At 36.8% G+C, this 14,285-nt stretch carries 7 protein-coding genes; 5 read left to right on the top strand and 2 right to left on the bottom strand.

Features of this window, described 5'->3' with window-relative positions; translation table 11 throughout:
* The first annotated feature begins 22 nt into the window (after positions 1–22).
* From ACFIN0_RS01575 to ACFIN0_RS01555, 5 genes are all read left to right on the top strand, one after another.
* Positions 23–1,054 carry an AAA family ATPase gene (locus tag ACFIN0_RS01575; protein ID WP_375701773.1) on the top strand — a complete coding sequence of 344 codons (1,032 nt, stop codon included), beginning with the start codon at positions 23–25 and terminating at the stop codon, positions 1,052–1,054.
* A complete protein-coding gene (locus ACFIN0_RS01570; protein ID WP_375701772.1) occupies positions 1,055–1,966 on the top strand; it encodes a DUF58 domain-containing protein in 912 nt (303 codons plus the stop codon).
* Entirely contained in the window at positions 1,963–4,761 is a 2,799-nt protein-coding gene (locus ACFIN0_RS01565) for a DUF4159 domain-containing protein (RefSeq protein WP_375609112.1), read from the top strand. Before ACFIN0_RS01570 ends, ACFIN0_RS01565 begins: the two co-directional genes overlap by 4 nt.
* Positions 4,758–6,854, top strand: coding sequence for a glutamine amidotransferase (locus ACFIN0_RS01560; protein WP_375701771.1), 2,097 nt, complete (start codon positions 4,758–4,760; stop codon positions 6,852–6,854). The genes ACFIN0_RS01565 and ACFIN0_RS01560 overlap by 4 nt, the downstream gene beginning before the upstream one ends.
* 596 nt (positions 6,855–7,450) lie before the next feature.
* Positions 7,451–8,335, top strand: a complete 885-nt coding sequence (locus tag ACFIN0_RS01555) for a metallophosphoesterase family protein (RefSeq protein ID WP_375611167.1) — start codon at positions 7,451–7,453, stop codon at positions 8,333–8,335.
* A gap of 1,376 nt (positions 8,336–9,711) precedes the next feature.
* Here ACFIN0_RS01555 and ACFIN0_RS01550 read toward each other — a convergent pair.
* A complete protein-coding gene (locus ACFIN0_RS01550; protein ID WP_375701770.1) occupies positions 9,712–10,536 on the bottom strand; it encodes an outer membrane protein in 825 nt (274 codons plus the stop codon).
* A gap of 769 nt (positions 10,537–11,305) precedes the next feature.
* Complete coding sequence (locus tag ACFIN0_RS01545; protein ID WP_375701769.1) at positions 11,306–14,230, bottom strand: bifunctional [glutamine synthetase] adenylyltransferase/[glutamine synthetase]-adenylyl-L-tyrosine phosphorylase; 2,925 nt, start codon at positions 14,228–14,230, stop codon at positions 11,306–11,308.
* Positions 14,231–14,285: the final 55 nt, after the last annotated feature.

The following is a 14,285-nucleotide window of genomic DNA, read 5'->3' as shown; positions in this document are numbered from 1 at the left end:
ACAAACGCCTTAAGGAAGAAATATGAGTCAACATGATCCATCATCCAATTCTATAAAAAAGGTCAATATCAATCATGAGGCTCAAGTCATTATTGATGATATTGATACGGCACACAAAGAGTTGGATATTTTACAACAAGAAATTGACAAAGTTATTTTTGGGCAAAATCAGGTAATCGAATATGCTTTAATCGCTATTTTTGCTGGTGGTCACGCCCTTCTTGTCGGTGCTCCAGGACTTGCAAAAACACGTCTTGTTGAAACATTGGGAACAGTTTTAGGGCTTGATGAAAAACGCATCCAATTCACTCCTGACTTAATGCCATCGGATATTATTGGTTCTGAAATTATGGATTCCGATAAAGACGGTAAACGTTCTTTTCGATACATTCAAGGTCCTATTTTTACGCAACTTCTCATGGCCGATGAAATCAATCGTGCTTCCCCACGGACACAGTCAGCCCTTTTACAAGCTATGCAAGAATATCATGTTACTGTTGCAGGTACCCGTTATGATTTGCCACAACCTTTTCATGTTCTTGCAACGCAAAATCCTCTCGAACAAGAAGGGACCTATCCACTTCCTGAAGCACAACTGGATCGCTTTTTGATGCAAATCGATATTGACTATCCTGACCTCACAACAGAGCGACGGATTATTTTAGAAACAACAAAAGAAAAAAAATCAAATGCAAAACCAATTTTATCCGGCAAAAAATTGCAAAAAATTCAAAATATCGTTCGCAAAATGCCTCTTTCAGAAAATGTGATTGAAGCTATTTTAAAAATTGTCCGCTCATCTCGCCCTCATAAAGACAATAGTCTTGCTAATACTTATGTATCTTGGGGACCTGGTCCACGGGCATCACAAGCCCTTTCACTTTGTGTTCGCGCTCGTGCTCTTTATTATGGACGCTTAGCTCCTTCACTTGATGATGTTGAAGCATTGGCCTATCCCGTATTACAACACCGCATGGCTCTTAATTTTTCTGCCCGTGCTGAAGATATAACCGTAAAAGATATTATTAATAACCTTGTGAAAGATGCTCTTTGAATGGCTCTTGGCAAAAAAGTTTTACAAAAGCCTCCATTGTCGCTGGCAAATGAACTGCATAAGGATACTGGCAAAATGCCATATTTCCTTTTACAAGCGCGTCATATCGCTAATACACTGATAACCGGATGGCACAGACAACGTAAAAGCGGTAATGGGGAAAACTTTTGGCAATTTCGTCCCTATATGGAAGGAGAATCCATTACCCGCATTGACTGGCGTCGCTCAGCGCGTGATGAAAATACATATCTCCGTGAACATGAATGGCAAATGACACAAACCGTTTGGCTTTGTCCTGATCAGAGCGCATCAATGCATTACTGTTCGCGCTTTTCTAAAATCTCTAAAGGTAATCATGCCACTCTTCTTACCCTTACCTTGGCATCCCTTCTTGCACGCAGTGGCGAACATATTGCTATTCCCAACTTAATGTCCCCCACAATGACATCCAATGTCGTAGAACGAATAGCCTTTGCTTTAGAAAATCATTCAGATGAAAATTCATTTCCGGATTTTTCAACGATTACACGCTTTTCACATGTCGTTATAATGAGTGATTTTCTCGACTATCCTGAAAAAATCATCCAACATTTAACCGTTTTAACTACAAAACAGGTGACAGCTCATTTAATTGAAATTTCTGATCCCGCAGAAGAAAGCTTCCCCTACACAGGTCACACAGCATTTTTGGATCCTGAAACGAAAGAGAAACATGTTTCCACTAAAGCAGAAGATCTTCGTAAGAGCTATTGTAAACTATATCACGCAAGGCGACAAGAATTGGTAAATTTTTGCGCACGCCAAGGATGGTCTTATCACGTTAGTACAACGGATCAACCTTTAACAGAGACCATTTTTCATCTCGCAAATACAATGAGCGACTCTCCATTGCAAAAAAGGAGGGCACTTTGAGTTTTGCTGCTCCCTTTCTGTTACTAGGGCTTTTGTTCCTACCGGTCATTTGGTGGCTATTGCGGATAACTCCTCCATCTCCGCGTAAAGAGCTTTTTCCCCCTTTTCGCTTCTTACCCAAACCAACTCATCAACAAGAAACAGCAAAACATACACCTTGGTGGTTGCTCTTGTTGCGTTTAACCATAGCGGCACTTGTTATCATAGCTCTAGCACGCCCCACTTGGAATCAAAAACCAATAAGCCTTTCTGGGTCTCAACCCCTTGCACTCATTATTGATAATGGTTGGGTTTCTGTAAAAGAATGGAAAAAACGCATCTCTATCGCTGAAATACTCCTTGCACAGGCAGAAAAACAGCAAAAAGATATTTATCTTGTTGCAACGGCTGAACATGATATCTCCAATATAGAGCCCCAACCAGCCAAGATTATAAAACAGCATTTAATGCATTTGCAACCGCGTCCTTGGCCTGTCAACCGTGTGCATGCCTTCAAAAAACTCAGCGAAATAACCAAAGGAAAACCTCTTGATATTGCTTATTTAAGTGATGGATTACAAACAAATGAAGATGAGCAAGCTTTTGCTCTTCTTGAAGAACTAAAACCTAGAAACTTCTTGTGGTATTTGACTGATATTTCCGATTTAACCGGCATAACATCCATAGAAAATAACAATGGAAACATGGGCGCGCGTATTATCCGCTCAACAACACACAGTAATACTCCCGCTATACTCAGCCTTTACGATTCAAATAATCAACTTCTCGGTCAATTTACGAACAATTTCTCTGAAGGAGAAACAACAGTACTTGTTCCTTTTAATGTACCACTTGAACTACGCAATGATATCGCTTGGATAAAAATAAACAATCAAAACCATGCTGCTGCAACCTTCTTGGTAGACAGCCATAACAGGATAAGCCGTGTTGCTCTTCTCTCACCCGATACCAATGAAATGGCACAGCCTTTACTTGCTCCATTTTATTACATTATTAAAGCCTTACAAGGTCATACACAGCTTATAACAGCCGGTGGAAGAGAACTTTCAACGGATATTGATCATTTGCTTAAACAAAATCCATCTGTTTTTATTATGGGTGACATTGTTAACATGCCCGAAAATGCAGAAAAAAAACTTTCTGATTTTGTGAATAAAGGGGGAACACTCATCCGCTTTGCAGGAGAAAAACTCAGTAGCGCAGAACATTACGATAACCTTCTTCCGATACCACTGCGCCCAGGCCAACGTTCCCTTGGAAGTATTATGTCTTGGACAAAACCACAAAAGCTTGCACCTTTTGCAAAAAATAGCTTTTTCTTTGGTCTTCCCTTTCCAGGAGATGTTACTGTCTCTCGCCAAATCCTCGCAGAACCAACCCCAGATCTTTTTGAAAAAACGTGGCTTAGCCTTTCGGATGGAACTCCTCTTATTACCGCAGCAAAACGTGGTAAAGGAACCCTCATTCTCATTCATGTTGCTCCTGACCCAACATGGTCTAATCTTCCTCTTTCTGGCTTTTTTGCACAAATGCTGCAAAAATTAATCACATTAGGTTCTAACGAAAACACAAACCTAACACACAGAGAAAAAAGAACAGTGGTACAAAACCCTTGGCGAACTATAGCCGTTGACGGACAATTACAAGTACCATCCTCTGATATTGTTCCACTGGTCTTTGATGCTCAAAATCCACCCCGTCCTTCCTATCATACCCCACCAGGACTTTATGGTGTCAAAAACAATTTTTATGCACTTAATCTCTTAACTCATTCATCGCGCTTGATGAAACAATCATCATTGCCACCTTCTCTTAACAAGAGTCCTTTATCTTACGATACAAAAGAAAAAAATCTTACCGGTCCACTTTTAGGATTAGCCATCTTATTATTCGCCTTTGATAATTTTCTCATTTTATGGATGGGAGGTATTTTTTCTTTCAATAAACGGCATAATATGTTTTTCCTCCCTCTCATAATTCTTATTGCCTTGTTTGCATATGCTCCAATTCTTCATGCACAAACGACAGAAAATCATCATGATAGTGTACAAGCCGCTGGTGCAACACATCTTGCCTACGTTATAACCAACAATCGTGAAATTGATACAACGAGTAAAAGTGGTCTAGAAGCCTTAAGCCAATTTATTGCAGAGCGCACAATGCTTTCCCCTGGCTCTGTTACAGCACTTGATCTCGATAAAGATGAACTCTCCTTTTATCCTCTTATTTACTGGCCAATTGATGTTGAGAGTCCTATACCAACTCCCAAAAGCCTTGAAAAAATAAATAATTTTATGAAACATGGGGGAACAATTTTATTTGACACACGCGATCAGATAAAGAGCAATCTTAATCTTGAAGGAGATGCCACTCCAGAAACGCAAAGATTACGAACCATCTTAAAAGGATTAAATATTCCATCCATTGAGCCAGCATCAACCGATCACGTTGTTGCACGTTCCTTTTATATTATGCCAGATTTTCCTGGTCTCTACCGTGGTTCACCTTTATGGGTTGAATCCTCATCAACAAACAAAAAAAATAAAAATTCTCTTGCCAGTGGTGATAACGTAAGTTCTCTTCTCATCACCGCAAATAACTTTGCCGGTGCTTGGGCACTCGATGAAAAAGGAACATGGAAATATCCCCTTGTTCCCAATGATCCAATGCAACGTCTATGGGCATTTCGCGCAGGTTTAAATATTGTTCTTTATGTGCTTACAGGAAACTATAAAGCGGACCAAGTTCATGTTCCTGCGCTCTTGGAACGCTTTAAAAGAGAAAGAAGGCAATGATACCACTTTTCACTTTTCAGCCTTTCTTACCACTCTTTTGGATTCTGCTCTTAAGCGGAATATCCTTTCTTTTTGTCGTTGTTGGTCTTGTTACGCAACGTCAAGGTTCTATATTTCGTCTGATGGCATTAAGCGCCCTCATCCTTGCTTTGCTTAATCCAATGATCATAAAAGAACAGCGCGAACCACTGAAAAGCACAGTGGGAATTATTATTGACCGCAGCAAAAGCCAAACATTTGGAACACGTACAAACGACAGTGATGAAGCGCGCGCGCAATTAACTCAAGTATTGGCGCATTATCCACAATTTGAACCACGTTTTATTGAAGCTGGAAAACTTGCTGATAATCAGTATGCGCCCTCAACGAATTTGTTTGAGACTTTAACACAAGCAGTATCTGATGTACCATTCTCTCGTTATGCAGGAACCATTTTTATCACTGATGGACAAGTGCATGACATCCCTGACCTATCAGATCTTCATCATAAAGCACCTCTCAATGCTTTGATTACAGGATACTCAGATGAATTTGATCGCCAAATCAAGTTTATTTCTCCTCCACGCTTTGCCCTTGTCAACAAACCACAAACGCTCTCCATTTTGGTAGAAGATAAAGGCCCCGCCAAAAAAACAATACCACAGAAAGCAAATATTACACTAAGCGTCAATGGACAAGACATTGGCCATTATTCTGTAACTCCTGGCGTGATTTTTCAAACTGAAATTACTCTTCCTCATGCTGAAAAAAATATTATCCAAGTTATAACTGATCCATACAAAGGTGAACTAAGCTTTGAAAATAACCGCGCTATAACAATTATTGAAGGAATCAGAGAAAATTTACGCGTTCTTCTTATTTCAGGTGCTCCTTATAATGGAGAACGGACATGGCGAGACCTTTTGAAAGGTGACTCCAATATTGATCTTGTTCACTTTACTATTTTGCGTCCCCCCACCAAAGCAGATAATACGCCCTCAAGCCAATTATCCTTAGTGGTCTTTCCCACAAGAAAACTCTTTGTTGAAGAAATTAATAACTTTGATCTCATCATCCTTGATGGCTACCAGCACTCTACTGTTCTCCCCTTAATCTATTATGATTATATCGCCCAATATGTACAAAAGGGGGGTGCATTGTTGATGGTAACAGGACCTGAATTTACCCAAAAAAACTCACTTGCGAAAACACCTTTAATAAGCATTCTACCGGCATTGCCCAATGGAACTATTATTGAAAAACCTTTTCGCCCCACATTAACCAAAGAAGGTGAGCGCCATCCTGTCACAAGGGGTCTTGCAACACTTAACCTTCCAGCTTCTCAATGGGGACAATGGTTGCGACAAATTGCTATTCAAAATATAAATAACGGAATCGCCCTCATGAAAGGAGCCAATGAACAACCACTTTTAATTCTCTCCCATGTTGATAAAGGGCGTGTAGGCATGTTGCTTTCCGATGAAAGTTGGCTTTGGGCTAGAGGTTTCGAAGGCGGAGGTCCTTATGCTGCTCTTTATCGACGAATTGCCCATTGGCTTATGAAAGAACCAGAACTTGAAGAAGAAAAATTAAGTGCAACCAGCAGCAATCATCATTTAACAATTCGCCGCCAAACCCTCAAAGAGCATCCAGAGCCCGTCGAAATAATCTTTCCCTCTGGAAAAAAAGAAAATATTACTCTCACCAAAGAACAAGAAGGCCTTTTTACTGCAACTGTGACCACTGATGAGACAGGAGTTTTTACCATTAAAAATGGCGATTTAACAATACTTTCTTCTGTAGGGATGCTCGATAATCTTGAGTTGTTTGACTTGACTTCAACACAAGAAAAACTGGCCCCCATTATTAAGCACACTGGTGGCTACATCGGACGTTTACACCCTGAGGGAAAAGAAAATTTTCACCTTCCTCCATTTAAGCTGATTCAATCAAAAACAAGTCCGTCCTCTTCCCCAGCACATTCAATTGTTCTGAAAGAAGCAACAGAAACCCGTTTAATCAATACCTTTTATTTTTCGATATTTTCTGGTTTTTTTGCACTGCTTGCCTGCCTTTTACTGTTGAGCAGCATGTGGTATTATGAAGGCCGTTAAAAAGTCTGAGATTTCGTATAATAGTTTTAAAATTCAGCTTATCTTTTTACGTATTTACTTGTCTTTTGTAATTAGATAACGTATTGATTTATAACTCAAAATACAGTGGAATTCTCCTTATTTCCAATATCCTCATATTAAAACAATAAAAAACATTCTCTTGCGTATTATTAGAAGGGATGCTGTATGGATAGAAACCATTGAAGAAAAGAGTGAAATACCTCTTATGAATCCTCTTAAAGCAAAGCAAGGATTTTCATAAAATTGGGGGAAAATAGTATGATGTTTTTTATTTGCACCTTGTATAAGTGTAGAGATGGTAGTGTACAGTAAGCCCTATATAGTTCACAGAAGCTTTCCATTATAATATCGAGTACCATCGTGAAATTAGCTCAAACGCATTGAGAAATGTTTTTTTTACAAATATGTGAATCTACAACACAATGATATTTTATTAGGGATATTCTATTTGGAACATTCCGCTTGAGACATTCTTTTTTGCAAGCTAATTTTCATTTTACAATCTTTCTTGCCTTTAAGCACTAACTTATCTTATGTTTATTCTTTAAATCGTTTTTAATACTTTACGAGCTTTTATGTTTTATCTTGCCCATATATCGGATGTACATCTTTCCCCTCTCCCGCAACCTTCCCTTTTTGAACTTTCTGGGAAACGTCTTACCGGTTATCTGAACTGGCAAAAAAAACGTAAGAGTCAGATGGCAACAGATGTCCTAGAAACTTTAATAGATGCCTTGAACAAAACAAAACCTGATCACCTTGTGATCTCTGGTGATCTTGTAAATCTTGCTCTCGATAAAGAATTTGTACAAGCTCATCGTTGGCTACTTAACCTAGGAAAACCTCAAGATATTTCTTTGACATTTGGAAATCACGATGCCTATGTCCGCGGCGCTTTACAAAAAGCATGCACTCTCTTTAAACCTTGGATTACAGGTGACATCCCTCAAAAAAGTGCCTTTCCTTATATGCGCATTCGCAAAGATGTTGCCATCATAGCAGCTTCTTCAGCCATTGCGACATTGCCTTTTCAAGCTTCTGGCTATTTTGGTAAAATGCAAGCGCAAACTTTACCGCTCTTTTTAAAGGAAGCAGCACAGCGCAACCTTTTTCGTGTCGTCATGATTCACCACCCCCCCTTTCCAAAGGCAACGTCTTGGCATAAAAAACTACGGGATATAAAACGTTTTCTAGACATTATCAAATACCACGGTTGTGAGCTTATTCTTCACGGACATACTCATTTACCCACATTGAATTACATTGAAGGACCAATTAAAAAAATTCCTATTGTTGGTGTTCCTTCCGCATCACAAGCTTTTGGTGATAAAAAACCGCCCGCAGGCTTTAATTTATTTTCCATTGAACGCTTACAAAATCAATGGCATTGCCAATTACAACGTTATAGCATTATCAACCCCAAAAACGAGATTGCATGTACTGAAACAATTAATCTTTAAACACCTTCATAGTTGCCCAAACAACCAAAAATAAAAACATTTTTATTTCACATCCCTTTGGAAATCATAATTCTTATTTCCCTTTTTCTCCTTAAAAGATAAAGTTTCACCTTCTCTGTCAATAGATCAATTTTTCTCAGACAGTTCCATCTGCTGCCCCACTTATGTGACTAGCTTTTTACAAACTTATCGGTTTTCTTCCTTCCCGCTCTAAAGGACGAAAATTCTACCACATCTGATTTATAAATAATTCGGATTCTTGTCTCACGGGTTCCAGCTGCTAATTGCGCATGTGATTTACTTCACAAAGCTCTACACATAAACCCTGCTTTGAATTTCATCATCCACTCCTCCAAAAGCATCTAATGCCTAAAATCCTTATATTATTACAATGATGATATTTTATAGAATAATAGAGAAGCTCATTCAGCTTCTATACCTGAAAATCAATGGCTAAAAAAGCCAAATAATAACTAAAGTATATAATTTAAATAACCCAACCTACTTGTGATTCATAAACAAATGATGTTGATTGATTTATCGTAAATAGATTTGAAATGATCCATTACTATTTCACTCGAAATTTATTATCGTACATTAAAAAATTAGGAAAATAATAGATTATATTTCGATAACAGACATAGGTAATAATGTTTTTTATGTCTCAATAAATTCCTAATTTTCTCTCTATTTTTTCCTATAAATCACTTTATAATACTCTTTATAATTATTTTATTATTGAATTATATTGCGGATGTAATTTTACGTTCTTTAGAATTTTTTTGCGAGCTTTTTGTTATTAAATAAAATATTTTACGATACCGCAAAACAGAAAAGTTGATTGTATGAAAAATCTTTCAAATAAAATAAAATGCCATTAGCTTGCCAATTCACATGTTGGTTTTAAAAAGCATCTTTTAAAGCACCCAAACCCATTTCCCGACGGTACCTATGAATGATGTAATGTTAAGTCCATTTAGCAACACCATCTTCACGTTTATGGAAAAGCAAGCTCGTATCAAAATCTCACACTTTGCCACCCCCTAATGTAGCGACAGCCTTTAGCACTTAAAATGGTTCATAAGAAGCATTTTTATTCTTTCTTGAATGTTTTTATCTCACGACGCCCCCTCTTTTTGACGTGCAAAAGACATGGTTTTGATCGGTTCAATATGGTATAGGTTTAAAATGAGAAAATCTTATGACACTTGGGTCTCTCACTCAACATGACAAAAAGTAATTTATGTTTACAAATCAAAGTATTGTTCGAATAAAATAGTAGCTCTTTTGAGTAAAGGATATTTACTAGAACATATCTGAAAAATAAAAGCCTCATTCGAAAATGAGACTTTTGAAGTGTTTAATTCTGCAAAAAATTAAAATTTATAAGCTACACCCACACGAAAATCATTTGTCTTGTAGCCCATTTCAAATTTATCCTGTATGAACTTCTTTTTGCCAAAATCTGAATAACGATATTCTGCACGTACAATAATATTATCAGTCATTGCAAAATCAATACCACCTCCAAGGGTATAACCAATCATGGTCTTTTTTTCATCATGCAACCAATCAGAAAAATCAACTTCTCCATTTTTGCTATCAGCTACTGCCGCAAAAACATTCTGAAGCTGCGTATAAGCAATCCCTCCAGAAATATAAGGCATCATACGTTCAAGTGCAAAACCAACTTTCACTCGTGTAGCACCAGACCATTTTTGTTTTAAAGTATGCTGTATAGCCTCAATAGGCAACGCTGGAGATTCCTCCTCATGAGAATCTCTCGTGTAACCTGTTCTTTCTAAAGATTTTGCTATTCCTTCAGGTTTATTTTTTGGTAGAGGGATATCCTTCGTACTTTTTTTATTAGACCACATAACATCCGTATCAATACCTATAATAAAACCATTATCGATATCAATATTGGAACCTGCATAAACGCCCCCGATAAAACCAGAAAGTTTAGGCAAATTCTCTTTTCCAACTGGATTCCATATCCCTGTCTCTTTTTTTAAATAACTTGCAGTCGTTTTGCCTGAAAAGTTTCCAATCTGCCCTCCAAGATAAAACCCTGTCCAAGAAAAAGAAGGCGCTGCAATAACAGGAACAGGCTGTTCAGGAATAACGCTATCCGCTGCCTGTACGATAGAAATTGAAATTAAAGAAAATATAGATGTTGAGATTAAATACTTTGTAATCATAATTGCTCCCCTAAAAGCTAATGTGATACATAAATAATAGTAAATCGTTTCACATTTTTTGCAAAAAATCTATAGCAAAAATGACACAGTTAAAAACTTTAAACTCCTATTTAAAAATAAAATTATTTTTTAATAAATAATTATTATAAATACTTTAAAAAAATTATTTATAATTTTCTTAAATTATTACTTTATAATAGCTTTCATAGATGGATATTTCATTATTATCCATAATAATATAAACAACTCCAATATCAATTTTTTTAAAAAATGAGATATATAATCAATAAAACTTTTTATCATATTTACTTCAATATATTTGTATAATAATAAATAATATATATCCACTACCTCTATAATATTTTATATAAATCTAATATGATAAAAACATTATTGAATATAATTATTGTGTTTAATATCTCTAACTTGATAAGTATATCTAATATAATACTACTGATTTATAACTGATCCATATTCTTGTATCATATACATGAGCAACATCATTCGCTAAAATCTAGTCCTTATTTCTTTTTGTATAAAGAATAACACCTAGAATGACTTTTTTTGATAGAGAAACTCTTTCATGACACTTGAAGAAATAAGTAGAGAATGGTTTTTACTCTCTAGATCTCTCAAACCTATATGACATAAAATATCAAAATTAATATATAAAAATGGAATTAATAATTTTTAAGCTTCTATAATATCTTTTTATGATTTTATCTAATAATCGCATTCAATAATTTCATAAAAGCATTATAAAATACATTTAATGTTTCATGACTTTCGTAAAAACTGAACAGACTAATTGCCCAGTTTCTGCAATTAATTTTTCAACACGAAGCAAATCAGGTTCCCCAACACTCTTTAACAAAAGATCACTTAATCCAGCTGGCATATCATTGGGATCAAGAGAATCATTTAAGCAAAGTCGTATAATTTGACTCAAATTTGTATAAAGACGATAGGCATAATGTAAATCAGCAACACATGACTGATTAAGAAAACTATTTGGTAAATTATCTAAAATATCTGCTGTCGTCTCTCCAATGTGAAACTCAATGACATGCGTAATAAGAGAAAATTGAGCAATAAACTCCAAATCCATAATGCCACCAGACATCGTTTTTAAATCCCATTGATTTTTTGGCGGCTTTTCTTTTGCAATCAAGGAACGCATTTCACATACTTCTTTTGCAACTTCCTTCTTATCACGAGAAATAGCAATAATTGCACACACTTCATTTTCTAGCTTTTGTAAAAAATCAGGATCTCCTGCAATGCCTCTAGCCCTTGTTAAAGCAAGATATTCCCATATCCATGCTTCTTGGCGATAATACTTTTTAAAAAATGGAAAAGAAACAGCAATAGGTCCTTTATTGCCTAATGGCCGTAATCTTAAATCAACGACATAAAGAACACCTTGGCTTGTAAGAGTGGATAAAGCAGAAACGAGGCGCTGTGCTAAACGCGTATAATATTGAGAGATATAAAGAGGCTTTTCTCCATCAGATATTTCTGCATCATCATCGTGTTCATAAAGCAAAACGAGGTCAACATCAGAATCTGCCGTTAATTCGCGACTTCCAAGCTTCCCCATACCCAATATGCCAATACGCCCCCCTTTAATACGACCATGAAGACGAGAAAATTCCTCTTGAACGGTAGCAAATGTTTTTGTAATCATAAGATCAGCAAGCGCAGTAAAAGCAAAACCCGCTCTTTCTCCTGTAATTGTACCATTCAAAATTCGAATACCAATCAAAAAACGTTGTTCATCTGCAAAAATTCTTAAATGGTCAAGAATTTCCTCATAAGAAAGAACATTTTCAAGAAAATATTCAAGCCGTTTTTCTAAATACGTTTTTGTGGGTAATTCTGAAAGAATATTTGGGTCTAACATTCCATCAAAAACATGAGATCTGCGTGTAATAATTTCTGCAAGACGTGGAGCTGCACCCATAATAAGGACAAGCATATCCAAAAGAGAGGGATTAGATTGCAAAAGACTAAAAAGTTGAATTCCTGAGGGTAAGCCCTGTAAAAAACTATCAAAACGCAACATCGCCTCATCAGCTCGCTTTGTCGCGCCAAAAGCTTTCAAAAGAGCAGGTGTTAATTCCGTTAATCTCTCGCGTGCTTCGGCTGATTGCGTTGCTTTATAACGACCACAGTGAAGGGTGCGCATAATACGACAAATATCACTTGCTCTTTCAAAGCCTAAACGGCTTAACGTTATTAATGTCTCTGGATCATCTTCTTCACCTGTAAAAACTAAATTACCAATTTCTAAACCAAGTTCTTGCTCATTCTCAAACAGTGCAGCATAATGTTTTTCAACAACCTGAAGTATTTTTAATAAATCACGGATAAAACTGCTACTGTCTTGATAACCCATTAAATAGGCAACACTCGTGAATTGAACAGTATCATTTGGAAGAAGATGTGTTTGTTCATCTGCAAGCATTTGAATACGATGTTCCACATTTCGAAGAAATGCATAACTTTTTATAAGGCTATTTCTCGTTTTTTCACTGATCCAACCAAGCGTGTGAAGTTCTGCTAACATTGCAACTGTCTGACGTCCACGTAATTGAGGAAAACGTCCACCAGCAATGAGTTGTTGTGTCTGAACAAAAAACTCAATCTCACGAATACCCCCACGACCTAACTTTATATTATGCCCATAAGCTGCAATTTGACCATAATTTTTATGCGCATGAATTTGACGTTTGATCGAATGAATATCAGCAATAGCAGCGTAATCTAAATATTTCCGCCACACATAGGGAAAAAGCTCTTTGAGAAAGTTAAAACCTGCCCTCTTATCACCAGCAACTGGACGTGCTTTAATCATGGCTGCTCGTTCCCAATTTTGCCCACGCCCTTCGTAATAACGCAATGCAGTCCTTACTGGTAAGGCCAAAGGGGTTGAACCTGGATCTGGACGAAGACGAAAATCAAGACGAAAAACATATCCTTCCGCAGTGCGTTCTTGAATGATACGGATTAATCGGCGTACCATTTTAGAAAATACGTCAACACTTTCAGAAAGATTACCAATATGAGGTGATGTTTCATCAATGAAAACAATAAGATCAATATCAGAAGAATAATTAAGTTCCCCTGCTCCTAACTTTCCCATCCCTAAAATAATTAAACCACAGTCTTTTTCTGGATTCTCACGGCTTAATAAATTGATCTTACCATGATCATGCGCTTCTCTTAATAGAAAACGTAGTGCTACACTTAATGCTGCTTCGCCCAAACGTGTCAACCAAGCGCATGAAACTTCGTAAGTAAAAACACCACCCAAATCAGCTAAAGCAATAAGAACATGCGCTTCTCGTTTTTTGCGCCTTAAAGCAGCCATCAATGAAGTTTCATTTATAGCTTCATCTTTATCAATAGCTGTAATATCATCTATAATTTCGCTCAGCCTTGTTTCTATATCAACATTTAATAAAGCACTAAGATATGATGGGTTGGCAATTAAAACCTCACGCAAAAAAGGAGATAAGGTCATAACCGAACTGATAAAATCAATCTGCGTTCCACTCTCTGAAATGATGGAAACAAGCGATTCTAAACCTTCTTTCCTTGCTTGTTCTTCCATGTCTTTTAACCATTGGGAACCACTTTTATCGAGAGGACATAAAGGGAGAAGCTGTGTTTTTAAAAAAGCTTGTTTCATCTCTGCTCCCTTGAAAAGCATTTTGCTTTCCTTTCTATTGCTTTATACTTTTAAA

Origin of the sequence: Bartonella sp. AA89HNZF (assembly GCF_042196905.1) — a bacterium.
GTDB lineage: Bacteria > Pseudomonadota > Alphaproteobacteria > Rhizobiales > Rhizobiaceae > Bartonella.
The sequence above is the reverse complement of the archived record's forward strand: the minus strand, read 5'-3'. Positions and strand labels throughout refer to the sequence as shown.

Excerpts from the sequence above, each read along its gene's own strand:
- ACFIN0_RS01575 (WP_375701773.1), top strand. The coding sequence starts at position 23 with ATGAGTCAACATGATCCATCATCCAATTCTATAAAAAAGGTCAATATC.
- ACFIN0_RS01570 (WP_375701772.1), top strand. The coding sequence starts at position 1,055 with ATGGCTCTTGGCAAAAAAGTTTTACAAAAGCCTCCATTGTCGCTGGCA.
- ACFIN0_RS01560 (WP_375701771.1), top strand. The coding sequence starts at position 4,758 with ATGATACCACTTTTCACTTTTCAGCCTTTCTTACCACTCTTTTGGATT.
- ACFIN0_RS01555 (WP_375611167.1), top strand. The coding sequence starts at position 7,451 with ATGTTTTATCTTGCCCATATATCGGATGTACATCTTTCCCCTCTCCCG.
- ACFIN0_RS01550 (WP_375701770.1), bottom strand. The coding sequence starts at position 10,536 with ATGATTACAAAGTATTTAATCTCAACATCTATATTTTCTTTAATTTCA.
- ACFIN0_RS01545 (WP_375701769.1), bottom strand. The coding sequence starts at position 14,230 with ATGAAACAAGCTTTTTTAAAAACACAGCTTCTCCCTTTATGTCCTCTC.